This window comes from Bradyrhizobium sp. ERR14, from assembly GCF_014198235.1.
Taxonomy (GTDB): Bacteria; Pseudomonadota; Alphaproteobacteria; order Rhizobiales; family Xanthobacteraceae; genus Bradyrhizobium.
The window spans coordinates 625,419-648,730 of sequence record NZ_JACIHD010000003.1 but is presented as its reverse complement, the minus strand read 5'-3'; the positions used below and the strand labels follow the sequence as shown (position 1 = coordinate 648,730).

Below are 23,312 nucleotides of genomic sequence, written 5' to 3'. Positions count from 1 at the left end.
TTTTGGGCGGGAGCGGCGTTTAACCCCGCCACTTTCTCGGAAAGGCTTTCTTTTCGACCCGCCGACTGGTCCTCGAGGCCAGAGGTCAACGCCCGACAGCGCTGTGCGCCCTCGGGCGTAAAGGTGTTTGGAAGATCGCTTGCCCAAGGAGGTGGTCATCGCCCGACTTGATCGGGCGATCCAGTATTCCAGAGGCGACTCGGCTGGAACCGAGGTCTCGGCGTACTGGATGCCCCGGTCAAGCCGGGGCATGACAGCAGTGAGTAACGGAGCGCTCTTCCCGTCGGGAAGACAGCAACAGGACAACGGCATTGTTCGACAATCTGTCGGAACGGCTTGGCGGAATTCTCGATCGTCTGACGGGGCGCGGTGCGCTGACCGAAAAGGACGTCGATGCCGCGATGCGCGAGGTGCGCCGCGCGCTGCTGGAGGCCGACGTCGCGCTGGAAGTGGTGCGCAGCTTCACCGAACGCGTGCGCGAGCAGGCGATCGGCGCCACCGTCGTCAAGTCGGTCACCCCCGGCCAGATGGTGGTCAAGATCGTCCATGACGAGCTGATCAACACGCTCGGTGCCGAAAGCCAGACCATCGACGTCAATTCCGTGCCGCCGGTGCCGATCATGATGGTCGGTCTGCAGGGCTCGGGTAAGACGACCACCACCGCAAAGCTCGCCCGCCGCCTGGTCCAGCGCGACAAGCGCAAGGTGCTGATGGCCTCGCTCGACGTCTATCGTCCGGCGGCGATGGAGCAGCTGGCCGTGCTTGGCCGCGACCTCGACATTCCGACCCTTCCGATCGTGGCGGGACAGCAGCCGCCGCAGATTGCCAAGCGCGCGCTGGAAGCCGGCAAGCTCGGCGGCTACGACATCGTGCTGCTCGACACCGCCGGCCGCACCACGCTCGACGAAGACATGATGGCGGAAGCCGCCGCGATCAAAGCCGCGGCCAATCCGCACGAAGTGCTGCTGGTCGCCGACAGCCTCACCGGTCAGGACGCCGTGAATCTCGCGCGCGCGTTCGATCAGCGCGTCGGCCTCACCGGCATCGTGCTGACCCGTGTCGACGGCGACGGCCGCGGCGGTGCTGCGCTGTCGATGCGCGCGGTCACCGGCAAGCCGATCAAGCTGATCGGCACCGGTGAAAAGACCGACGCGCTGGAAGACTTCCATCCCGACCGTATCGCCGGCCGCATCCTCGGCATGGGCGACGTGGTGTCGCTGGTCGAGCGCGCTGCCGCCAATATCGACGCCGAGAAGGCCGCGCGCACCGCCGAGCGCATGCGCAAGGGTCAGTTCGACCTCAACGACATGCGCGAGCAACTGCTGCAGATGGCCAATATGGGCGGCATCAGCGGCCTGATGGGCATGATGCCCGGCATCGCCAAGATGAAGAACCAGATCGCGGCCGCGGGGATCGACGACAAGATCCTGAAGCGCCAAGTCGCGGTGATCGATTCCATGACGCGCGACGAGCGCCGTCATCCCGATTTGCTCAAGGCCAGCCGCAAGAAGCGTATCGCTGCAGGGTCCGGCCAGAGCGTCGAGCAGGTCAACAAACTGCTCAAGATGCACCGGAACATGGCCGACGTGATGAAGGCGATGGGTTCGGGCAAGCGCGGCCCGCTCGCGGGCATCGCGCAGGCCATGGGCTTTGGCGGCGGCATGAAGCCACCCTCGCCGGAAGAGATGAAGGCGCTGCAGGAGAAGATGCAGAGCGGCGGCGGACAGGGTTTGCCCAGTTTGCCGAAGGATCTGCCGGCCGGCTTGCGTCAGGGCCTGCCGAATGTGCCGGGCCTCACGGGCCTCAGCGGCAAGCCGATGCTGCCGGGCCTCGGCGGTTTCCCCGGCAAGAAGAAATGAGGAATTCGTCGCACGGGATCGATAAGCGTCCCGCGCAACGCGGAATACCAATCAACCGAACAAACCGTACTTTGAAGGAGAACTGAATGTCCGTCGTTATCCGCCTCGCTCGCGCAGGCACCAAGAAGCGTCCCGTCTATCACGTCGTCGTCGCCGACTCGCGCTTCCCGCGCGATGGCCGCTTCATCGAGCGTCTCGGCTATTTCAACCCGCTGCTGCCGAAGGACAACGAGACTCGCCTGAAGCTCGACATGGACAAGGTGAAGGCCTGGCTCGCCAAGGGCGCGCAGCCGTCCGACCGCGTGGCGCGTTTCCTCGACGCTGCCGGCGTCAAGAAGCGCGAAGCGCGCAACAACCCCGAGAAGGCCGTGCCGCGCAAGGAGCGCAAGGCGCAGGCCGAAGCCGCCGCGAAGGGCTAAGGCTAGATCATGTCGGCGCTGGTCTGCGTCGCGCGGATCGGCGCCGCGCATGGTGTGCGCGGTGCGGTCAAATTGTGGACCTTCACCGAGGATCCCTTTGCCGTCAGGCGCTACGGTCCGCTTGTGTCCAAGGACGGCAAGCGCCAGTTCGAGGTCGCAACGGCGCGCGAGGCCAAGGATCATCTGGTCGCGACGTTCAAGGGCGTCACGACCCGCGATGAGGCCGAGCGCCTCAACGGCATCGAGCTCTACGTCGCGCGCGAAAAACTGCCCGCGACCGATGCGGACGAATATTACCACGCCGATCTGATCGGGCTCGCCGCCGTCACCACGGACGGCGACGCGCTCGGCCGCGTGCTCGCGATCCACAATTTCGGCGCCGGCGACATCATCGAAATCGCGCCGCCAAAAGGCACGACGATGCTGCTGCCGTTCACGAACGCCGTGGTGCCGGAGGTCGATCTCAAAGGCGGCCGCGTGGTGATCGCGCTGCCGCAGGAGATCGAGGGCGACGACGCTCCCTCGGCGGCTCCCCGCGAACGCGGGGACCCATAACCACGGGCCGTGGTTTTGGCTAAGCTGATTGCGATGGCAAACCCCTCACCCTGGCGCGCGACGGTGCTGACGCTGTTTCCGGAGATGTTTCCGGGACCGCTGGGCGTGAGCCTTGCCGGCCGGGCGCTGGCCTCGGGGCTCTGGGAGATTGAGGCGCGGGACATCAGGGCGTCCGCCACCGACCGCCATCGCAGCGTCGACGACACCCCGGCCGGCGGCGGGCCGGGCATGGTGCTGCGGGCGGATGTTCTGGCCGCCGCGATCGATGCCGCCGAGATCGCCCCCGAGCGGCCGCGCCTGCTGATGAGCCCGCGCGGTCGGCCATTGACTCAGGCCCGGGTTGCGGAACTCGCCGGGGGCACCGGCCCCCTGATCGTCTGCGGGCGGTTCGAGGGGATCGACCAGCGGGTGATCGACGGGCGGGGCCTGGAGGAGGTCTCGATCGGGGATTACGTGCTGTCCGGGGGCGAAATCGCAGCTTTAGCCCTGATCGATGCCTGCGTCCGGCTGCTGCCGGGCGTGATGGGCAAGGAGGCCTCGGGAACCGAGGAAAGCTTCTCCGATGGCCTTTTAGAGTACCCCCAATACACCCGTCCGCAGCTGTTCGAGGGGACCCCGATCCCGGAGGTCCTGACCTCCGGCGACCATGCCAAGGTGGCCAGCTGGCGGCGGGCGCAATCGGAGGCCCTCACGGCGGCCCGGCGGCCCGATTTATGGGCCCAGATCCCACCCAAGCCGGCGAATCGGGCCGGTCGCCAAAAAACGCCAAAAAACAAGACAGACGGGTGACAAACGCTCCGGCTTGCCTTATAGGAGCGGCCAAATCCGCAATGGCTGGATAGACGAATTTTGCGCAGCCCCCCGTTTCCAGGGCTGGGCGCGCCGATGGAGATTTACCCATGAACCTGATCAAGCAGCTCGAGCAAGAGCAATTCGACAAGCTGTCCGCCGGCAAGGACATTCCGGAATTCGGTCCCGGCGACACCGTGATCGTCAACGTGAAGGTGGTCGAAGGCGACCGCACCCGCGTGCAGGCCTATGAAGGCGTCTGCATCGGTCGTTCCGGCGGTGGCCTCAACGAGAGCTTCACCGTCCGCAAGATCTCCTATGGCGAGGGCGTGGAGCGCGTGTTCCCGGTGATGTCGCCGATGATCGACTCGATCAAGGTGGTGCGTCGCGGCAAGGTGCGTCGCGCCAAGCTCTATTACCTCCGCAACCTTCGCGGCAAGTCGGCCCGCATCGTCGAGAAGCAGGACCGCCAGACCGCGGTCGGCGAGTAAGCTCCGCCCCACCGGGCAAGTTTTCAAAAGCGCGGAGCTCGGCTCCGCGCTTTTTTGTTTTGCCCCGCCGTTATTGCGAGGAGCCCTTGCGACGAAGCAATCCAGATTGTCTCCGCGGGCGCATTCCTGGATTGCTTCGCGGAGCCTGTCATCGGGCCGCGCTACGCGCGGACCCCGGTGGCTCGCAATGACGAGCCGAAACTCTCGCGCTTTTACCGCTGCATGCTATATAGCTTCTAGAATGTTTCCAGATCCGACCAGCCTCGCTCCCGTCAAGCGCATCGTCATCGACGATCGCTCGCGGCTGCCTGGCCGGTTCTTCGGACGCTTCGCGACCTCGGCAACGTCAGAGCTTACGCGCGCAGCCTAAAAGCTGCGCTGACGATTTTGTTGCCGGCGCGCCGCGCGCGCCTATCCGCTGACACAACATTCTTTCGGAGCTCAAGCTCATGTCCAAACCGACCACATTGTACGACAAGATCTGGAACGACCACCTGGTGCACGAAGCCGAGGACGGCACCTGCCTGCTCTATATCGACCGCCACCTGGTGCACGAGGTGACCTCGCCGCAGGCGTTCGAAGGCCTGCGCGCCACCGGCCGCAAGGTGCACGCGCCCGAGAAGACGCTCGCCGTCGTCGACCACAACGTGCCGACCACCGATCGCACCAAGCCGAATCCCGATCCTGAAAGCATCGAGCAGATCAAGGCGCTGGCCGAGAACGCCAAGGAATTCGGCATCGAATATTACAACGAGTTCGACAAGCGCCAGGGCGTCGTCCACGTCATCGGCCCCGAGCAGGGTTTTACCCTGCCCGGCACCACCATCGTCTGCGGTGACAGCCACACCTCGACGCATGGCGCGTTCGGCGCGCTTGCGCACGGCATCGGCACGAGCGAGGTCGAGCACGTTCTGGCGACGCAGACGCTGATCCAGAAGAAGGCCAAGAACATGCGCGTCACCGTCGACGGCAAATTGCCCGATGGCGTGACGGGCAAGGACATCATCCTCGCCATCATCGGCGAGATCGGCACCGCGGGCGGCACCGGCTACGTGCTGGAATACGCCGGCGACGCCATCAGCGCGCTCAGCATGGAAGGCCGCATGACGGTCTGCAACATGTCGATCGAAGGCGGCGCGCGCGCCGGCCTCGTTGCACCCGACCAGAAGGCGTTCGACTTCCTGCGCGGCCGCCCCAAAGCGCCGAAGGGCGCCGACTGGGACGCGGCGATGCGCTACTGGGAGAAGCTGCGCTCCGACGAGGGCGCGCATTTCGACAACGAGTTGCGCCTCGATGCGGCCAAGCTGCCGCCGATCGTGACCTGGGGCACTTCGCCTGAGGACGTCATCTCGGTGACCGGCATCGTGCCCGACCCCGACCAGATTGCGGACGAGGCCAAGCGTCTCTCCAAGCATCGTGCGCTCAAGTACATGGGCCTGACCGCGGGTACGAAGATCACCGACATCAAGGTCGACCGCATCTTCATCGGCTCCTGCACCAACGGCCGCATCGAAGATCTGCGCGCTGCTGCGAAGATCGCCGAAGGCAAGACCGTTTCGGCGCATGTCAACGCCATGGTCGTGCCGGGCTCCGGCATCGTCAAGGAGCAGGCCGAGGCCGAGGGTCTCGACAAGATCTTCATCAAGGCCGGCTTCGAATGGCGCGAGCCGGGCTGCTCGATGTGCCTTGCGATGAACCCGGACAAGCTGGCTCCGGAAGAGCGTTGCGCCTCGACCTCGAACCGCAATTTCGAGGGCCGCCAGGGCTTCAAGGGCCGCACCCATCTGGTGTCGCCGGCGATGGCGGCAGCGGCGGCGATCGCGGGTCACTTCGTCGACGTCAGGGACTGGCGCTAAGCCACTGCCTGCAATTGTAGCGATCGCGGCAAACAGCCGTTAAACGATCGCCTGACACTCTCGTCCTCGCGAGGTTTTCGCGAGGACGCGCGCCATGGCCAACAAGCCCGAATATGTCGACCTGATCAGCGAGGCCACGCGCCAGCACCGCCGGCGCGCGCCGCGCTTGCACATCGTCGCCAAGCCCGAGGTCGAGGAGACCTCGAAGCTCAGCCGCTGGCCGCCTGCGATGTTCAAGCAGTGGAAGCTCGATAATCTGATGCGGTGGAAAGCTTCGTCGTGGAAGCTGAAGGATTGGCTGTAACAGCATTCGTCATGCCCGGGCTTGTCCCGGGCATCCACGAACTTTGCTCGAGCCAAAGAACGTGGATGGCCGGGACAAGCCCGGCCATGACGCGTGCGGAACTAGCAACTCACATCACCAATACCGATACGGATGGTGCCAGCGATGCCAGCGGCAGATGCGGCGCGGGCCGTAATAGGTCCAGATGACCCGGCAGCGGCGCGGATAATGGTAATAGGGATAATAGCCGCCGACATAATAGCGCCGGTGGAAGTGGCGATGGCCGAAATGGGGACGATAGCCCCAGTGGCGGTGATAGCCGCCATAATGACGGAATCCGCCGTAGCGAATGCCGCCGCCGTGGAAGGCCGGCCCGGCGCGGAAGCCGCCGCCATGAAAGCCGCCGCTGCGGAAGCCGCCGAAATGTCCGCCGCCACCGCGGAAGCCACCGCCGCCGTGAAAATGTCCGCCACCACCATGCCCACCGCCGCCGTGCCGGACCTGCGTGACGAGGTCGTCGGCCGCAGCTTTCGTCGCAGGTGACGTCGCCGGATTGATCAAGGTGAGCGCTTCAGCGCGATGCTCGCTCCCGGCCGACAGCATCAGCGTCGCCGCAGCCGCAATCCCGAGCAGGCGCACCGGGCCTGCCCGGAGACCCAAACTCCTCAGCATGGACTTCTCCCTGAATCTGGACAGCGGAGCAGCGATGCTCGTTCCCGGCCCGCGTCATCCCTGTTCAATTGCAGTCGCTCGCGGGGTTAAATTGCTAACAGCGATGTGAACGCGCCATGAATGAACGAGGCGGGCGCCTCGCCGCGGCGCTGTGCCGCTACGGGAAGGAAGTCTTGAGATGACCGTCTACGCGATTGCACAATTGAAGATGACCGACCGCGCGGCCTACGATCGCTATCAGGCGCGGTTCTTCGACGTGTTCAAGAAGTACAATGGGCGCCTGCTCGCTGCCGATGAGCGACCGCGCGTGCTCGAAGGGGCGTGGCCGCACGACAAGCTGGTCATGATGTCGTTTCCGGACGAGGCCGCCTTCCTCGCCTTCTCGAACTCACCCGACTACGAGGAAATTTCGCGCGACCGCAAGGCGGGCGCGCAGGCGACCGTGTTACTGGTCAAGGGATTTGCGCCCGCCGGCTAGGACGTCACCAGAACGGCCCGTAGCCGAACACGAAGGGCGCGGGCACGCCGTAGGGATAGGGACGATAGTGGACCGGCCGCGCGTAATAGCGGGGATCATGGCGCACGACGGGCCGCGCAATATGTTGGGGCGGCGCGGGTCGCCGCACATCGAAAACTGCGATCCCCGCCGAGGCCTCCGGCACCGTCGTCCTTGGCGCCGCGGCCGCGCAGGGCAGGCCGGCGGCAAGCGCGACGACAACGGCCCATGCAAACCATCTCGCCATGACGATCCCTTGCGGCATCAGCCGGGGCGCCAGTAGCAGCTCATCCGCGGCACGATCACCGTGCCGCTGGGCCGGAATTCCTGCACATAGGTCGCGTTGCATTCGCGGACCGCATTGGGACCCGGATTGTAGCGCGGATAGACGCCGTCAGGGCTGTAATAGGGCGTGACTCGCAAACGCGGCGGTCGCTTGCGTGGCGGCGGGGCATCAGGCGGGGCTGCCTGGGCGAGGCGAATCTCGGAGCCGGCGGTCTGGGCCTCGGCGCCAACGCAAAATGGCGAAAACAACCCCATGCACAGTAGCGTCAGCGCTGTTTTCGCTCGCATTTTTCCGCCCACCTGAAACGTCCCGTTCGAGGCCCACGCTCCCCGTTTTGGCGGCGCCCGTCAACCTCGCCGCGCTTTATAAAGCGGGATGCATCAGCGGGAAACCCGCGCTGGAGCCCGTTTCAATGGAATTGAAACCGGCTCCAGATTCTTACTTTGACGCGTTTTCTTCACGCGAAGCGGTATCCACTTCGCTCGAAAACGCTTTAGAACAACCCCATGTGGACGGAATTGAAAGCGCCCTCGCTGGCCGAGATGGAAGCGACGGCACACGACATCTTCGAGCGCCTGCCGGCGGAATTTCGTAGCCTGTGCGAGGGCGTGATCCTCCGCGTCGACGACTTCCCGACCGAGGAGGTCCTGGACGAGATGGAATGCGAGAGCGAGTTCGACTTGCTCGGCCTGTTCCAGGGCGTCGGCCTGCCGCAGCAGAGCCTTGGCGACGTGGCGCGGCTGCCCAACATGGTCTGGCTCTACCGCCGGCCGATCCTGGATTACTGGGCCGAGCACGACGAGAGCCTTGGCCATATCGTCCGCCACGTCCTGATCCACGAGATCGGCCACCATTTTGGCCTGTCGGACGACGATATGGCGGCGATTGAGGCAAAGGCGGAGTAGGAAGCGCCGGCGTGAGATGAGCCCCTCCCCCGCTTGCGGGGAGGGCTGGGGAGAGGGTCTCTCCGCAGCGGGACAGTCCCCTAGAGGCGAGAGCCCCCACCCGCCGCGCTTCGCGCGTCGACCTCCCCCGCAAGCGGGAGAGGTGAAGTCCCGACGCCGCACCAGCTCTGCCTCAAACCAGCCAAGCAGACGAGACCTGCCGAATTCGGCCTAGGATTCAGGCCCCGGACACGATAAACACGCCTTCCCTGAACCACCCCGGAAAAGCGCAACCATGGACAAGTTCACCACGCTGGAAGGCGTCGCGGCGCCGCTGAAGATCATCAATGTCGACACCGACATGATCATTCCGAAGCAGTACCTCAAGACCATCAAGCGCACCGGCCTTGGCAAGGGGCTCTTCTCCGAGCAGCGCTACAAGGACGACGGCAGCGAGAATCCGGACTTCGTTCTCAACCAGCCCGCCTATCGCAATGCCAAGGTGCTGGTCGCCGGCGACAATTTCGGCTGCGGCTCGAGCCGCGAGCATGCGCCCTGGGCGCTGCTCGACTTCGGCATCCGCTGCGTGATCTCGACCTCGTTCGGCGACATCTTCTACAACAACTGCTTCAAGAACGGCATTCTGCCGATCCGCGTCAGCCAGGAAGACCTCGACAAGCTGTTCGACGATGCCGAGCGCGGCGCCAATGCGACGCTGACGATCGACCTGCCGAACCAGGAGATCCGCGGCCCCGACGGCGGCAAGGTCAAGTTCGAGATCGATCCGTTCCGCAAGCACTGCCTGATCAACGGCCTCGACGACATCGGCCTGACGATGGAGAAGAAGTCCTCGATCGACACCTATGAGGACAAGCTCAAGCGCGAACGCGCCTGGGCCTGATACCTGTTTTTCGTTCGAGCCCCGGTGCCGCAAGCGCCGGGGCTTTTTCTTTGCCCTGCTTGTCCTTATAGCTCGCTGATGCTGCCCGACATCGTCACCTTCTGGCATGGCCCGATGGACGCCCTGCGCCAGACCTGTCTGCGCTCGCAGCTCGCGGCCGGCCACAAGGTCACGGTCTACAGCTTCGACACCATTCCCGGCCTGCCCGCCGGCGTCGCCAACGCGGATGCCGAAGCGATCCTGCCGCATGCGTTCTCGGAACGCTTGCGGCCCCCGCAACCGGATGGAAGCTGGCGCGACTGGACCACGCTGCAGTTCAGCGATTTCTTCCGCATGAAGCTGATGGCGAAGAATCTCGGCCTCTGGCTCGACGCCGACGTGCTGCTCTTGAAGGCGGTCGAGATTGATCCGGCAAAGCCTTACTTTGCCTGGGAGCGGCCACGCCAGCTCGGCAATTCCGTGATCTACCTGCCGCCCGGGCACGGCATCGTTGCCGCCTTCGAGGAGCTGATGGAGCAGGAGGAGCTGACGCCGAACTGGCTGTCGGTCCGCCATCGCATCACCTTCATGATGCGCCGCCTGCGCGGCGGCTCAAGCCGCCTCTCCGATATCCGCGTCGCGATCTTCGGACCTGCCGCGCTCACCGCGCTCGCGCGCCGTACCGGCGAGCTGCAGAACGCGCTGCCCAAGCAATCGTTCTATGCCGTGCATGCCGAGCCAAAACTGTTCTTCGATCCCTCGAGCTATCTCGGCCTCGTCACCAACCCCGAGATCATCGGCCTGCACATCTCGCCCAAGGGCCGCGGCGGCGAAAAGCCGATTCCGGGCAGCCTGTACGCCTGGGCGGCGGAGCGGTTTTCGTAGCCCTCTCGCGTGTCCCGGACGCGGTGCAGCGTGCAACGCTGCCCCGCAGAGCCGGGACCCAGCTACCTGTGGGCCCCGGCTCTGCAACGCACCGCTGAAGAAGCGCTGCGCTGCGTCCTGGGCACGAGAGCAATTTCCTTCGCTCGAATCCAGTTTGATCCAGCGCAACGCGCCTCTGCATCATTGTGCTTAATTCGCTCCAATTCCGCTGTCCGAAGGGAGCTTTCCATGAGCACCGCAAGCAGGCCATATCCCATCGTCCAGGACCTCATCGACTCCTTTGCGAGCTGGCTGAAGCATCGCCGCGAGATGAACGAGATGCGGCAGCTCGATCGCGCCGATTTCGACCGGATCGCGAGCGACCTGCGGATCGCGCCTGACGATCTCGAGGAACTGGTCCGCCACGGCAAGCATTCTGCCGACGAGCTGCCAATGATGCTGCAGCAACTCGGCATCAGCGCCGAAGGGCTAGGCCGCGCGCAGCCGCTGCTGCTCCGCGACATGGAGCGGGTCTGCTCGCTCTGCAACAACAAGGGACAATGCGACCGCGATCTGGCCGACGGCACCGCCGCGGAGAACTATCACGGCTACTGCGGCAACGCCGCGACGCTGGAATCGCTCGATCGCGCCGACGTCGCGCCGCGATGAGCGGCGCAGAAGATCCGCTCGCCGCACACTCATCAATCCCGACCTTGGATCGGCGCAAGGATGTCTGCTGTGCCGCTGATAGCGGGGTATGGCAGATCTCCCCAGAGGTCCGCGCCGGGTCAGGGTTAAACTCGCGTGCTGCCGCAACCAACACTGGTCGATCAGCACTGGTGCACCTCGCCGAGCGGCAAAAGATCGCGAATAGTATGATGTATGCAAGATTCCGTTTGCGCGAGGAGGATGCCGGCAAGGCCACCGCAATTATCCGTGCTTGATCTCGACGAATGGCTCTGTTTGGATAGTTTCGCTTCGGGCAATTCGTATTTCGGATAATCATGGCAAATGAAACAGATCGATCCCGTCATTCATGGGGTGCTCGTTCACAAGAAAGCATCGTGACCGTCCACCGCGCGGGCATCGGGAATCGGCTGCTGGCGGCGTTGCCGCCGGCGGATCTCGGCTTGCTCACGCCCTACTTCCAGAAGGTCTCGTTCGAACCCGATGCCGTCCTGGTGCGGTCGGGCGATGAGCTCGACCCGGTTTATTTTCCCCATAGCGGCGCAATCGCCTTCATGCTCGATATGCCGGACGGGCAAACGGTCGCAACCACCTTGATGGGACGGGAAGGCGCCTTGGCCTCGTTCTCCGTGCTCGGCCCGTCGCTTTCATCCGTGACCGCGGTTACTCGCATAGCCGGTACAGCATCGCTGATTTCCGCCGCCAAATTTCGCGCCGCCTTTGCGCAAAGCACAGCCATCAGGAACGTGGTGCAGGTCCACGCCCGCGCGGTGTTATTGCAGCTCCAGCACGTAGCCGCTTGCAACGCGCTCCACCGGGTGGATGGCCGCATGGCGCGGTGGCTCCTGCAGCTTCACGACCGCGTGCCCGACGACCGGCTTCCGGTGACGCAGGAGGCGCTTGCGCAACTGCTTGGGGTGCGACGGACGACAGTAACCCTGACGATGAGCAAGCTACGCGAGGCCGGCGCGGTCCCGTCCGACGGGCGCGGGTTTGTAGAGATCGATCGGGCGCGGCTCGAGAAGGTCGCATGCGATTGTTATAGGCTCATGCAGCGCAACATCGATCGGATGTATTGCGAGGAATTGGCCGCGCCGTCCTCTGCTCTTGGCGAACAGAAGATGGCCGTTTGTCGCGGAAAAGCGGGTATCGCTTTTTCGAGTTGACGCTTCAACCCTTCCCCATCGCTGCAATGGCATCCGCGATTGCGATCGTACGCCGGGCCATGTCGGCGTGCAGCCGCTCGACCATCGCACCATCCAACCGGATCGCGCCGCGCGAGACGTTCTCCGGCAGCTCGAACGCCGCGATGATTTTTCGCGCGCGCGCGACTTCCTCTTCGGGCGGCGTGAAGATCGCGTTGCAGGCGTCGATCTGCGAGGGGTGGATCAGCGTCTTGCCGTCGAAGCCGAGATCGCGGCCCTGCGCGCATTCGGTGGCGAAGCCGTCGGAATTGGCGATGTCGCTGTAGGGGCCGTCGAGGATTTCGAGGCCGTGGGCGCGCGTCGCCAGGATGCAGTGCGTGATCATCGGGATCATCGCGGCGCGGCCGGGCAGCATCCTGATGCGCGTTTCGCGTGAGATATCGTTCGGGCCGAACACGAAGCCTGACAGGCGCCGCGATTGATCGCGCCCGGCCTCGGCCAGCTCCTCCGCGTGCAGCACGGCGCGCGCGGTCTCGATCATGGCCCAGACCTTCACCGTCGGCGCCGCGCCAAGCTCGGTAAGACGGAGGCCGATCGTATCAAGATCTTCGACACTTGAAACTTTTGGAACCAGGATGCCGTCGGGCGAGGCCTTGGCGGCCATGGCGAGATCGTCGGCCCACCAGGGCGTGTCGAGACCGTTGGTCCGGATCAGGATCTCGCGCTTGCCAAAGCCCTTGGCTGCGATCGCGGCGGCGATCCCATCACGGGCCACCGCTTTGGCATCCGGCGCGACGGAATCTTCCAGATCCAGGATCAGGCCGTCGGCGGCGAGATTGCGCGCCTTTTCCAGCGCACGGGGGTTGGAGCCGGGCATGAACAGATGGCTGCGGCGCGGGCGGGTCATGCGAGCGTTCCTTCCGGTTTCCTCAAGCGGGCTCTTGATCGAAGCCGATAGCACCTGGCCTGCCTATTCGAAAGGCTTGTTCGCCCCTGCGGTCTATGATTAGGCATAGGTATGATGACATTCCCAGAGCATTTGCTGGAAGGCTACAGGGCCTTCGCCACCCAGCGGCTGCCGACCGAGCAGACCCGCTATCGCGACCTCTCGGTGAAGGGGCAATCGCCGGAAGTGATGGTGATCGGCTGCTGCGACAGCCGCGTCTCGCCGGAAGTGATCTTCGACGTCGGCCCGGGCGAATTGTTCGTGGTCCGCAACATCGCCAATCTGGTGCCCGTGTATCAGCCCGACGGCAACGCGCATGGCGTCTCGGCCGCGCTGGAATATGCGGTGACGGTGCTGAAGGTGAAGCACATCGTGGTGCTCGGCCACGCCCAATGCGGCGGCATCCGCGCCTTCGTCGACAAGATCGAGCCGCTCACGCCCGGCGACTTCATCGGCAAATGGATGCAGATGTTCATCAAGCCGGGTGAAGTGGTCGAGCAGCGCGACCATGAGAGCATGGCGCAATTCGTCGAGCGCATCGAGAAGGCCGCGGTGTTCCGCAGCCTGGAAAACCTGATGACGTTCCCGTTCGTGCAGAAGGCAGTCGACAGCGGCCAGATGCAGACCCACGGCGCCTATTTCGGCGTCGCGGAGGGATCGCTGTTCGTGCTGGACAAGGTTGCGAAGGAATTCAAGAACGCGCGGGGCGTGGCGTAGGCCACCGCTCTCGTAGGGTGGGCAAAGCGAACCGTGCCCACCACCTGTCGCAATCGGAAAGAATGGTGGGCACGGCGCTTTGCGCCTTTGCCCACCCTACGGCAGCGGTGACGTGCCTTACGCCGCCTGCTTCTTCGCGCTGATCAGCTTGCGGTTGATCAGCACTTCCGCGATCTGGATGGCGTTGAGCGCGGCGCCCTTGCGGAGGTTGTCGGACACGCACCACAGCACGAGACCGTTCTCAACCGTCGCGTCCTCGCGGATGCGGCTGATGTAAGTCGCGTCCTCGCCGGCCGCTTCGTAAGGCGTCGCGTAGCCGCCGGGCTCCTGCTTGTCGATGACGAGACAGCCGGGCGCCTTGCGCAGGATGTCGCGCGCCTCATCCGCCGTGATCGGATTCTCGAACTCGATGTTGACGGCCTCGGAGTGGCCGACGAACACCGGCACGCGCACGCAGGTGGCGGAGAGCTTGATCTTGGGATCAAGAATCTTCTTGGTCTCCGCCATCATCTTCCACTCTTCCTTGGTGTAGCCGTCCTCCATGAAGACGTCGATGTGGGGGATGACGTTGAAGGCGATGCGCTTGGGGAATTTCTTCGCGACCAGCTCGTCATTGGTGTAGACGGCCTTGGTCTGCGAGAACAGCTCGTCCATCCCGTCCTTGCCGGCGCCCGACACCGATTGATAGGTCGAGACCACGACGCGCTTGATGGTCGCCTTCTCGTGCAGCGGCTTGAGCGCGACCACGAGCTGCGCGGTCGAGCAGTTCGGGTTGGCGATGATGTTCTTCTTCTTGAAGCCTTCGGTCGCGCCTGCGTTCACCTCCGGCACGATCAGCGGCACGTCCGGATCCATGCGCCAGGCCGACGAGTTGTCGATCACGACGGCGCCTGCGGCGCCGATCTTCGGCGACCATTCCTTCGACACCTCGCCGCCGGCCGACATCAGGCAGATGTCGACGTCGGAGAAGTCGTAATGCTCGAGCGCCTTGCACTTCAGGGTGCGGTCGCCATAGGAGACCTCGACGCCGACGCTGCGGCGTGACGCCAGCGCCACGACCTCGTCCGCGGGGAATTTGCGCTCATCGAGAATGTTGAGCATTTCCCGTCCGACATTGCCGGTCGCGCCGACGACTGCGACTTTGTAACCCATCGTTCACTCTCCGATGAAAAAGCCCGTTCCCGAAGCTGACGCTTAAACGGGAAGAGCAGCGCTTCTATGCGAGAACCGGCCTCAAGACAACGTTGGACCATGCCTTAGGGACGTGGATGCACTCGCCTGAGGCCAGCACGGCCGTTAGCCATACCCAGATCCACCTGACTCTCTTGGCTATCGCCGACGAGGTCGTCGGCACGCTGGCGCATCTGGTCGCCTATGTGGGGGCGCTCGCGCTGTTTGCCATCCTCGCCCTCGCCGCGCTCGGCCAGCTGCCCGAGCTGCGCGGCGATGATCCCGCAGACAAGCCGGGCTGGAGCACGGCCGATCGCTCGCACCCGGCCTTCGCCCTGAGCCGGATTGATTCAGCAGAGAAAACAGCCTCTTACACCATCCTTCGGCATCCCGAAGGCGGCCGCAAAGACGTGATGCGCTGGGCAGGCGCGGCGGACCAGCCGCTGGCCGAGCTCGAAATCTATCGGGAAGGTGGCGAATTCGATGTGACCCGTCCTGTCGCGATGGACCTCGCCGTCCAGATGGGCCTCGGAGCGGCCACCGCGCTCGAGCAAGCCGGCCTGATCGAGACGAAATTCGGCCCCGTCGCGCTGTTCCGGCCGATCGGCACGGACAAGGGGACGCCGGCCTGTCTCGGCTACCTCAAGCGCAACGAGGAGCCGGCCTTGCAGATCTCCGGCTTCTCCTGCCAGGGCGATACCCTGCCCGCCCGGCGCGCGGCGATCGCCTGCACGCTGAACCGGCTGACGCTGCTGACCTCCGGCAACGAGCCGAAGCTGGCGGAATTGTTCGCCCATGCCGAGCTGAAGCGCCGTGGTTGCGACCTCGCGGGCTCGCCGGACTGGCTGCTGGGCACCGCCAACGCGCAATTGCGCGGGGCGCTTTGACCGGCATCAAGCCCAAGTGGCTGGTATTGATGCAACTTTTGCCAGCGCGCACGATTATTCCGAGCTGGTGTGACCCAATAGACCTAGTTGTACTCACCCCGGCCGGGCTAGTATGGGGTGAAATCGACTGGCGGCCTGCCGCCTGAAGGGGACGTGATGAGCTCGAAATTCTCTGCCAAATTGGCGACCTTGCTTGCAGCGGGCGCCGTGATTGCCATGTCCTCTGCCATTGCGGCGACGCCGGCCTCGGCCGACACCAAGACCAAGCGCTATGACGAGCGTGGCCGGCACTATTACGGCCCGAGCGGACCCAACGCCGTCTACCAGCAGGGCCGCACCCGCATCTATGTGAGCAAGCGCTCCTGGCTCGACGGCGGCACCGAGGTCAATCCGGGCGACCGCAAGTTCTCCGACTACGCCTTCCCGCCGGCGGTTGGCTATCCGTCCTTCGCCCGCGAGAATCTCAACCGCCCGATCGACCGCCAGCCGCTTTCGCCGCCGCAGGACGTCGGCGGCTACCCGCAGAATTTCCCGCTGTACTGAGCGGAGTTATCGACCGAATCAAAATGGCCGGGCTCGCGCCCGGCCATTTTTGTTTTTGCGAGGTGCCGTAGGGTGGGCAAAGGCGCCCTTGCGCCGTGCCCACGATCTCTCTCGGTCACGAAAAATGCGTGGCCACGCTTCGCTTTGCCCACCCTACGATTCCTGTTGCTTGGGTGAGATGCGTGCGCCTCACGCGTTCGCAGCCGGATCATAGCGTCTGCAAAACTCCTCGATCGCTTCGGAGCGGAAATCGGCGAGGCGCTCGAAGATGAGCTCATCCGGCCAATCCCACCAGGCGATGCGGCGCAGGCTGTCCGCAACGGAATCAGGAAAGCGCTTGCGGATCGGACGCGCGGGAACGCCGCCGACGATCGTGTAGGGTTCGACATCGCGGCTGACCACCGCGCCCGCAGCGATCACCGCGCCGTCACCAACGTTCACGCCGGGCAGCAGGATGGCGGCGTGTCCGATCCAGACATCATTGCCGACGATCACTCGGTCGCCTCGGCGGTCCGCGAAGAAGTCGCGGTCGCGCGTCACGCCCGCCTCGTAATATTCCGGGCAGTAGGTGAAGCGATGCTGCGACGGCCGGCCCATCGGATGATTGGGCGCACCGATCCGCACCGAATTGGCGATGGCCGTGAACTTTCCGATGGCGGCGTCGGCGACCTCACAGTTCTCGCCGAGATAGGAGTAGTCGCCGAGCGAGGCATATTCGATGCGGGTGTGGCTGAGGACCTCGCAGCGCCGCCCGATCTGCGCCTCGCGCTGGCGCACCGTGTCATGGATGATGGTTTCCGCGATCTTGGGGCGGGGTGAAGCATCCATGAATCAGCTCCGAGAGCAGGTGCCGCAGGGTGGGCAAAGGCGCAACGCGCCGTGCCCACCATCTCTTTCTAATCGCACTCAGAACGTGGGCACGCTTCGCTTTGCCCACCCTACGAGAGCGGTGCCTGCCGTTACGCGTGCAGCTTCTGCAGTTCCTTCAGGATCGCTTCGCCCATCTGCGTGGTCGAGGCGGCCGTGGTGCCTTCCGACTTGATGTCGGCGGTGCGCAGGCCGCTGGCGAGCACCGCGGCGATCGCGGCGTCGACCTTGTCGGCTAGCGCGCCCATGTCGAAGGAATAGCGCAGCGCCATGCCGAACGACGAGATCATCGCGATGGGATTGGCGAGGCCCTGGCCTGCGATATCAGGCGCCGAGCCGTGCACGGGCTCGTACAGCGCCTTTCGCTTCTTGGTCTTGACGTCGACCTCGCCGAGCGAGGCCGAGGGCAGCATGCCGAGCGATCCCGTCAGCATCGCCGCGATGTCGGACAGCATGTCGCCGAACAGATTGTCGGTGACGATGACGTCGAACTGCTTCGGCCATTTCACCAGCATCATGCCGCCGGAATCGGCGAGCTGGTGCTCGAGCGTGACATCAGGGTATTCGCGCTTGTGGACCTGGGTCATGACCTCGTTCCAGAGCACGCCCGATTTCATGACGTTGCGCTTTTCCATCGACGTCACTTTGTTCTTGCGCTTCCTGGCAAGCTCGAAGGCGACGCGGCCGATGCGCTCGATCTCATAGGTGTCGTAGACCTGGGTATCGACGGCGCGCTTCTGGCCGTTGCCGAGATCGGTGATGGTCTTGGGCTCGCCGAAATAGACGCCGCCGGTGAGCTCGCGCACGATGACGATGTCGAGGCCTTCGACGGCCTCACGCTTCAGGCTGGAGGCCTCCGCCAGCGCCGGGTAGCACACCGCTGGACGGAGGTTGGCGAACAAGGCCAGATCCTTGCGCAGGCGCAAGAGGCCGGCTTCCGGGCGCACCTCGTAGGGCACCGCGTCCCACTTCGGACCGCCGACCGCGCCGAAGATGATGGCATCGGCGGCAAGCGCCTTGGCCATGTCGCCCTCGGAGATCGACACCTTGTGCGCGTCATAGGCGGAGCCGCCGACGAGGCCGGTGTCCGTCTCGAACTTGGCGATCCCGGCCGAATTGAGCCAGTCGATCAGCCGCTTCACCTCGCCCATCACCTCGGGGCCGATACCGTCGCCGGGAAGCAGCAGCAATTTGTGGGTCGCCATGGTCGTTTCCTCTGAGATCGATTTCGGCCGGAGTGCTAGAGCGGCGTTGCGCGCTTGGCAAGACACCATTGCCGGGGTGCGGCTGTGCAAGGCGGACGGGGCCTGCCACACTGGGTGGGCCGGAGAACCCCTTGCACGCCCAAGACTGCTTTACTAAAGACCGCCACCCGCCCTACGCGCATCCCGCGCGGCTGATCCTGACCCTGTCGCTGGCGGCGACGGTCGGGCTCGGCATCGGCCGCTTTGCCTATGCGCTGGTGCTGCCCGACATGCGGGAGGCCCTCGGCTGGTCCTACTCGGCGGCCGGATTCATGAACACCATCAACGCCGTCGGCTATCTCGTCGGCGCGCTGGTGGCCTCGCGCCTGATCCAGCGCGTCGGCTGGGCGGCCGCGATCCGCGGCGGAACTGTGGCCTGCGTCGCCGCGCTCGCCATTTGCGCGCTGACGGGGAATTTCGTCGCGCTGAGCCTGGCGCGCCTCGTACTCGGTCTCGGGGCCGCGGCGGGCTTCGTCGCCGGCGGCGCGCTCGCTGCGACCATCGCCCAGTCGCGCCCGGAGCGGGCCAATTTCCTGCTCAGCCTGTTCTATGCCGGGCCCGGCATCGGCATTCTGTCCTCGGGGCTGATCGCGCCGTTCACGCTGCAATATTTCGGGCCGGGCTCGTGGTGGATGGTGTGGTGGGCGCTGACACTGCTCTCGGCCGCGATGACCGTGCCGCTGTTCCTGATCCGCATCGAGAGCGGCGCGCGTTTCTCGGAAGGCAGCCACGCCGCCTTCGCGATTCGTCCCGTGCTGATCTACCTCGCCGGCTATTTCCTGTTCGGCGCGGGCTACATCGCCTACATGACCTTCATGATCGCCTATGTACGCGACGGCGGCGGCGGGGCCGCAGCACAAGCGGCGTTCTGGGGCCTGATCGGCCTGTCCGCCTTCGTGACTCCCTGGGCCTGGCGCGGCGTGCTGGCGCTCGATCGCGGCGGATTGGCCACCGCCATCATTCTCGGCACTAACGCGCTCGGCGCGGCCCTGCCGATGCTCGGGCATTCACCGGCATGGCTCGCGGTCTCCGCCGTGGTGTTCGGCGTCGCCTTCTTCGCCGTGGTCGGCTCGACCACCGCCTTCGTGCGCTTCAACTATCCGCCGGCGATGTGGCCGACCGCGATCGCGGCGATGACGATTTCGTTCGGCGTCGGGCAAACGCTGGGGCCGATCGTGGTCGGCGCGATCACGGACGCGCTGGGGAGCTTGAGCTACGCGCTCAACGTATCGGCGGCGCTGCTGGCGCTGGGGGCGGTCGCGTCGCTATGTCAGCGGAAGGTGGGGCCAGCCAAGGAATCGGCGCCGTAGGGTGGGCAAAGGCGCGTAGCGCCGTGCCCACGGTTTTATTCATGATGGATGGAATGGTGGGCACGCTTCGCTTTGCCCACCCTACGGCAGCTTCGCCGGAACGGCGATTAGCTCCCGCTAAACGAATTGTACCCCTGGTCTTCCCAATAGCCGCCCTTGTAGTCGTTGGTGACTTCCATCGAGACCACGTATTTCGGGTTCTTGAAGCCGAGTTTTGTCGGCACGCGGATCTTCATGGGAAAACCGTAGGCGCGCGGCAGGATTTCATTCGCGTATTTGAACGTCATCTGGGTCTGCGGATGCAGCGCGCTGCGCATGTCGAGCGGCGAATTGTAGCCGTCCTTGTCGGCGCACTGGAACCAGACGTATTTGGCGCGCGTGTCGGCGCCGATCAGCTTGAGGAAATCGCGCAAGGGCGTGCCGGTCCAGCTGCCGATCGCGCTCCAGCCCTCGACGCAGATGTGGCGCGTGATCTGCGTGACCTCAGGCAGCTTGTAGAGCTCGTCCAGCGTCCACGACTTCTTGTTGTCGACCAGACCGCGGACCTCGAGTTTCCAGTCGGCGCCAGCGACGTCGGGCGCGTCGTCGAGATCGTAATAGGCATTGAACGGGAACGGCTTCGTGATCGCACTCTCGGGAAAAGTCGGCGCCAGCGCTTCGGGATTGAAGATGAAGGCCTGCACCGCGTCGTTGAATTTCGAGACCTGCTTCAGCATCTCCTCCGCCGAGGACGAGTCGATCACATCGCAGCCGGTGAGCAACGTCAGCGCGCCGAGACTGGCGCCGCCCGCGATGAAGCGACGGCGGGTGACGTCGGGCATCGTCTTGATGGAGTCCTTGATCAGGAGCCGCTTGTCGACGCCGGGGATCAGGAATGAACGCTTGGCCATGCTCTCCTCACATATCTATTTTGAGCATGATCTTGTCGGAAAACCGCTTTACACTTTTCCGGATCATGCTCTAGCGGCCGATGATCATGGCGCGCAGGCTCTTCGGCACGAGCAGCGCGAGCAGGACGTGAATGACGAGGAACGCGCAGATCGCGACCATGCAGAAGAAATGGATGTAACGCGCGGTCGGGTAGTCGCCGAACAGGGCGACGAGATAATAGAGCTGCACCGGCTTCCACATCCCCAAGCCCGTGAGCACGATCAGCACGCCGACCACGATGATGCCGGCATAGAGCAGGCGCTGCACGTAATTGTAGACGGTGAGGTCATCATGGCCGAGCTTGAAGGTCAGCGCAGCCCTGACGTCGTGGAGCACGCCCGAAGGTGTGATCGGCAACAGCTTCTTGCGGAAGCGGCCGGTGGCAAAGCCCGTGATGAGATAGGCGAGGCCGTTGATCATCAACAGCCACATCGCGGCAAAGTGCCAGAGCAGGCCCCCGCCGAGCCAGCCGCCGAGCGTGTACTCGCGCGGAAAACTGAAGCCGAACAGCGGCGAGGCGTTGTAGATCTGCCAGCCCGACAGGATCATCAGGATCATGGCCAGCGCATTGACCCAGTGCATGACGCGGACCCAGGCCGGCTGGATCACTTTGGCCGGGGCGGAGCTGACCTGCTCGTCGGTGACTGTGAGGCTCGACATGATGGTTCCGTCCTGAATGTCGTGTGACACCGATTATACGCCGATGCGCCCGCTTTCGTTACGCCCTGTCCGCCATCGAATCGATAGCGTCGGGCTATGGCGGTCACAATAAAGCGAGCCGGGCGCCCCCGGCTCGCCGTTTCGTCGCATCCTGTTCGGGGATGAAACAGGATCGCGCGGTGTTACGTCGCCGGCATCAGCACGGTGTCGACCACATGGATCACGCCGTTGGACTGGTTGACGTTGGAGATCGTGACCATCGAGGTGCCGCCCTTGGCATCGACGATCCAGGTCTTGCCGTCCATCTTCTTGACCGTCAGTTCCTCGCCTTCGGCGGTCTTCAGCTTCTTGCCCTCGGTGAGGTCGGAGGCCTCGAGCTTGCCGGGCACGACGTGGTAGGTGAGGATCTTGGTCAGGGTCGCCTTGTTCTCGGGCTTGACCAGATTGTCGACGGTGCCGGCCGGCAGCTTGCCGAAGGCGGCGTTGGTCGGCGCGAACACCGTGAACGGACCCTTGCCTTCCAGCGTCGGCACCAGGCCGGCCGCCTTCACCGCCGCGACCAGCGTGGTGTGGTCCTTCGAATTGACCGCGTTCTGGACGATGTTCTTGGACGGGAACATCGCGGCGCCGCCGACCATGACGGTCTTCTCCTCGGCGCGGACAGGCGCGACGACGGTCGCGGTGATGGCCAGGGCGCTGAAGGCGGCGGCGGCGAGATAGGCAATGCGCTTCGACATGGAAAGTCTCCCGATTGAATTGGTACCGGCGATGGCCGGTGTTGGGTTGGGGCAACAACGGCGACTGCGACCTGTTGGCGTGAAGCAGCAGCGCCGTCGTTGGACCGAACTACGGGAGGGTTCGGGTTGCGGTTTCGGAGAAAAATTCTTTGTGATGCGTGAAACTATGGAGCGGCGTGTCCGTGTGATGCGCGAGCACGCCAAGGACGGTGCCGTAGGGTGGGCAAAGCGCAGCGTGCCCCCCAACCGCAAATGTAGAGAGGTGGTGGGCACGGCGCTTCGCGCCTTTGCCCACCCTACGGCAATGTGCCCGTTGAGACAGTGTACGAACCTCAATCCCTGTTGTTCGGCGTCTGAATGAATCCGCGATTATGCGTCGGGCTGATCAGCACCTCGTTGATGCAGACGCGCGGCGGCATCGAGGCGATGAACGCGATGGTGCGGCCGAGATCTTCGGATTGCAGCATCTTCGCCTGCTCGTCCTCGCTCGGCACCACCGGGCGCAGCTTGAGGATCGGCGTCGCTACCTCGCCCGGCATCAGGCAGCAGGCGCGCAGGCCGTTGACGCATTCGTCCATGTTGAAGGAATGGGTCAGCGCCAGCACCGCATGCTTGGTCGTGGTGTAGGCCGGCCCCGGCATCTTTGAGACGTGGCGGCCGGCCCAGGACGAGACGTTGATGATCGCGCCGTCCTGCTGCTTGCGCATCGTCGGCAGCACCGCGCGCATGCAATAGAGCACGCCGTTGAGATTGACCTGGACCAGTCTGTCCCAGCCCTCCAGTTCCATGTCCTTCCAGCTGCGCTTGGGAACATTGATGCCGGCATTGTTGACCAGGAGGTCGATGCGGCCGTGCCTGGCGACGATCTGATCGGCGGCTTTCTGGGCTTCCGCAGCGTTGGCCACGTCCAGCGCGATGGCCTCGGCCGCCCCGCCCGTCTTGGCGATTTTGGCAACCACGGTATCCAGGGCGTCCTTCCGCCGGCCGGACACCACCACCGTCCAGCCGTCGGCCGCCAGCGCCTCGGCGCCGGCCTCGCCGATCCCGCTGCCTCCACCCGTGACCCAGGCCACGCGTTTCCCACCTTTTGTCATGCAAACTGTCTCCGTTGCTTCATTGGGGCGGTTTTTGCTAA

The 23,312-nt window shown here is 64.5% G+C and carries 28 protein-coding genes; 17 read left to right on the top strand and 11 right to left on the bottom strand.

All coding sequences use genetic code 11. The features are described 5' to 3' along the window. Positions 1-311: 311 nt before the first annotated feature. The 7 genes from ffh (at position 312) to GGD62_RS12840 (ending at position 6,273) form a co-directional block, all read left to right on the top strand. On the top strand, positions 312-1,859 hold the full coding sequence (gene ffh, locus GGD62_RS12870) for a signal recognition particle protein (protein WP_018318900.1): 1,548 nt from the start codon (positions 312-314) through the stop codon (positions 1,857-1,859). An 86-nt stretch (positions 1,860-1,945) separates the two neighbouring features. Next, entirely contained in the window at positions 1,946-2,278 is a 333-nt protein-coding gene (rpsP, locus tag GGD62_RS12865; protein ID WP_008133080.1) for a 30S ribosomal protein S16, read from the top strand. Positions 2,279-2,287: 9 nt separating this feature from the next. After that, positions 2,288-2,833 carry a ribosome maturation factor RimM gene (rimM, locus tag GGD62_RS12860; protein WP_210317807.1) on the top strand — a complete coding sequence of 182 codons (546 nt, stop codon included), beginning with the start codon at positions 2,288-2,290 and terminating at the stop codon, positions 2,831-2,833. 33 nt (positions 2,834-2,866) lie between these two features. After that, positions 2,867-3,622: a tRNA (guanosine(37)-N1)-methyltransferase TrmD gene (trmD, locus tag GGD62_RS12855; RefSeq protein WP_183708795.1), complete on the top strand. Its 756-nt coding sequence runs from the start codon at positions 2,867-2,869 to the stop codon at positions 3,620-3,622. A gap of 110 nt (positions 3,623-3,732) precedes the next feature. Then, entirely contained in the window at positions 3,733-4,113 is a 381-nt protein-coding gene (rplS, locus tag GGD62_RS12850) for a 50S ribosomal protein L19 (RefSeq protein ID WP_018318903.1), read from the top strand. 449 nt (positions 4,114-4,562) lie between these two features. After that, positions 4,563-5,969 carry a 3-isopropylmalate dehydratase large subunit gene (gene leuC / locus GGD62_RS12845; protein ID WP_092261448.1) on the top strand — a complete coding sequence of 469 codons (1,407 nt, stop codon included), beginning with the start codon at positions 4,563-4,565 and terminating at the stop codon, positions 5,967-5,969. 94 nt (positions 5,970-6,063) lie between these two features. Further along, positions 6,064-6,273 carry a hypothetical protein gene (locus GGD62_RS12840; RefSeq protein ID WP_018318906.1) on the top strand — a complete coding sequence of 70 codons (210 nt, stop codon included), beginning with the start codon at positions 6,064-6,066 and terminating at the stop codon, positions 6,271-6,273. Positions 6,274-6,387: 114 nt separating this feature from the next. On the opposite strand, the gene GGD62_RS12835 is transcribed toward GGD62_RS12840, so the two are convergent. Further along, a complete protein-coding gene (locus tag GGD62_RS12835) occupies positions 6,388-6,924 on the bottom strand; it encodes a hypothetical protein (RefSeq protein ID WP_183708723.1) in 537 nt (178 codons plus the stop codon). Between the two features lie 178 nt (positions 6,925-7,102). Between GGD62_RS12835 and GGD62_RS12830 the strand changes: the two genes are divergently transcribed. After that, complete coding sequence (locus GGD62_RS12830; RefSeq protein ID WP_018318908.1) at positions 7,103-7,402, top strand: DUF1330 domain-containing protein; 300 nt, start codon at positions 7,103-7,105, stop codon at positions 7,400-7,402. A 4-nt stretch (positions 7,403-7,406) separates the two neighbouring features. On the opposite strand, the gene GGD62_RS12825 is transcribed toward GGD62_RS12830, so the two are convergent. Next, positions 7,407-7,667 (bottom strand): hypothetical protein, encoded by a 261-nt coding sequence (locus GGD62_RS12825; protein WP_026202094.1) that lies wholly within the window; start codon positions 7,665-7,667, stop codon positions 7,407-7,409. A 17-nt stretch (positions 7,668-7,684) separates the two neighbouring features. Continuing rightward, positions 7,685-7,960: a hypothetical protein gene (locus tag GGD62_RS12820; protein ID WP_177237400.1), complete on the bottom strand. Its 276-nt coding sequence runs from the start codon at positions 7,958-7,960 to the stop codon at positions 7,685-7,687. A gap of 252 nt (positions 7,961-8,212) precedes the next feature. On the opposite strand from GGD62_RS12820, the gene GGD62_RS12815 reads away from it, so the two are divergent. The 5 genes from GGD62_RS12815 (at position 8,213) to GGD62_RS12795 (ending at position 12,187) form a co-directional block, all read left to right on the top strand. Then, positions 8,213-8,611: a metallopeptidase family protein gene (locus tag GGD62_RS12815; protein ID WP_092261453.1), complete on the top strand. Its 399-nt coding sequence runs from the start codon at positions 8,213-8,215 to the stop codon at positions 8,609-8,611. 274 nt (positions 8,612-8,885) lie between these two features. Then, positions 8,886-9,491 (top strand): 3-isopropylmalate dehydratase small subunit, encoded by a 606-nt coding sequence (gene leuD / locus GGD62_RS12810; RefSeq protein WP_018318912.1) that lies wholly within the window; start codon positions 8,886-8,888, stop codon positions 9,489-9,491. 78 nt (positions 9,492-9,569) lie between these two features. After that, positions 9,570-10,355, top strand: a complete 786-nt coding sequence (locus GGD62_RS12805) for a hypothetical protein (protein ID WP_183708721.1) — start codon at positions 9,570-9,572, stop codon at positions 10,353-10,355. A 228-nt stretch (positions 10,356-10,583) separates the two neighbouring features. Then, positions 10,584-11,003 carry a hypothetical protein gene (locus GGD62_RS12800; protein WP_018318914.1) on the top strand — a complete coding sequence of 140 codons (420 nt, stop codon included), beginning with the start codon at positions 10,584-10,586 and terminating at the stop codon, positions 11,001-11,003. Positions 11,004-11,398: 395 nt separating this feature from the next. Next, positions 11,399-12,187, top strand: coding sequence for a Crp/Fnr family transcriptional regulator (locus GGD62_RS12795; protein WP_183236463.1), 789 nt, complete (start codon positions 11,399-11,401; stop codon positions 12,185-12,187). 4 nt (positions 12,188-12,191) lie between these two features. Here the strand turns inward: GGD62_RS12795 and GGD62_RS12790 are convergent, their stop codons facing one another. Further along, the gene (locus GGD62_RS12790) at positions 12,192-13,073 is read right to left on the bottom strand and encodes a CoA ester lyase (RefSeq protein ID WP_183236464.1); all 882 of its coding nucleotides are present in this window, start codon (positions 13,071-13,073) and stop codon (positions 12,192-12,194) included. A 111-nt stretch (positions 13,074-13,184) separates the two neighbouring features. On the opposite strand from GGD62_RS12790, the gene GGD62_RS12785 reads away from it, so the two are divergent. Further along, positions 13,185-13,829 carry a carbonic anhydrase gene (locus GGD62_RS12785; RefSeq protein ID WP_018318917.1) on the top strand — a complete coding sequence of 215 codons (645 nt, stop codon included), beginning with the start codon at positions 13,185-13,187 and terminating at the stop codon, positions 13,827-13,829. A 117-nt stretch (positions 13,830-13,946) separates the two neighbouring features. Here the strand turns inward: GGD62_RS12785 and GGD62_RS12780 are convergent, their stop codons facing one another. Continuing rightward, positions 13,947-14,981, bottom strand: coding sequence for an aspartate-semialdehyde dehydrogenase (locus GGD62_RS12780; RefSeq protein WP_018318918.1), 1,035 nt, complete (start codon positions 14,979-14,981; stop codon positions 13,947-13,949). 116 nt (positions 14,982-15,097) lie between these two features. On the opposite strand from GGD62_RS12780, the gene GGD62_RS12775 reads away from it, so the two are divergent. Both GGD62_RS12775 and GGD62_RS12770 read left to right on the top strand, forming a co-directional pair. Beyond that, positions 15,098-15,886 carry a hypothetical protein gene (locus GGD62_RS12775; protein ID WP_183708719.1) on the top strand — a complete coding sequence of 263 codons (789 nt, stop codon included), beginning with the start codon at positions 15,098-15,100 and terminating at the stop codon, positions 15,884-15,886. 156 nt (positions 15,887-16,042) lie between these two features. Then, complete coding sequence (locus tag GGD62_RS12770) at positions 16,043-16,429, top strand: hypothetical protein (RefSeq protein WP_183708717.1); 387 nt, start codon at positions 16,043-16,045, stop codon at positions 16,427-16,429. Between the two features lie 189 nt (positions 16,430-16,618). Here GGD62_RS12770 and GGD62_RS12765 read toward each other — a convergent pair whose 3' ends face one another. Continuing rightward, complete coding sequence (locus GGD62_RS12765; RefSeq protein WP_183708715.1) at positions 16,619-17,257, bottom strand: DapH/DapD/GlmU-related protein; 639 nt, start codon at positions 17,255-17,257, stop codon at positions 16,619-16,621. A 131-nt stretch (positions 17,258-17,388) separates the two neighbouring features. After that, positions 17,389-18,501, bottom strand: coding sequence for a 3-isopropylmalate dehydrogenase (gene leuB / locus GGD62_RS12760; protein ID WP_183708713.1), 1,113 nt, complete (start codon positions 18,499-18,501; stop codon positions 17,389-17,391). Positions 18,502-18,632: 131 nt separating this feature from the next. Here leuB and GGD62_RS12755 point away from each other — a divergent pair, with 131 nt between their 5' ends. After that, complete coding sequence (locus tag GGD62_RS12755) at positions 18,633-19,850, top strand: YbfB/YjiJ family MFS transporter (protein WP_092261462.1); 1,218 nt, start codon at positions 18,633-18,635, stop codon at positions 19,848-19,850. A 107-nt stretch (positions 19,851-19,957) separates the two neighbouring features. On the opposite strand, the gene GGD62_RS12750 is transcribed toward GGD62_RS12755, so the two are convergent. The 4 genes from GGD62_RS12750 to GGD62_RS12735 all read right to left on the bottom strand — a co-directional run bounded on the left by GGD62_RS12750 (position 19,958) and on the right by GGD62_RS12735 (position 23,271). Next, positions 19,958-20,740, bottom strand: a complete 783-nt coding sequence (locus GGD62_RS12750; protein WP_183708712.1) for a molybdopterin-binding protein — start codon at positions 20,738-20,740, stop codon at positions 19,958-19,960. A 70-nt stretch (positions 20,741-20,810) separates the two neighbouring features. Further along, a complete protein-coding gene (locus GGD62_RS12745; RefSeq protein ID WP_183708711.1) occupies positions 20,811-21,440 on the bottom strand; it encodes a cytochrome b/b6 domain-containing protein in 630 nt (209 codons plus the stop codon). 182 nt (positions 21,441-21,622) lie between these two features. After that, complete coding sequence (locus GGD62_RS12740) at positions 21,623-22,177, bottom strand: fasciclin domain-containing protein (protein WP_028139268.1); 555 nt, start codon at positions 22,175-22,177, stop codon at positions 21,623-21,625. A 332-nt stretch (positions 22,178-22,509) separates the two neighbouring features. Beyond that, on the bottom strand, positions 22,510-23,271 hold the full coding sequence (locus tag GGD62_RS12735) for an SDR family oxidoreductase (RefSeq protein ID WP_092261514.1): 762 nt from the start codon (positions 23,269-23,271) through the stop codon (positions 22,510-22,512). Between the last annotated feature and the right edge of the window lie 41 nt (positions 23,272-23,312).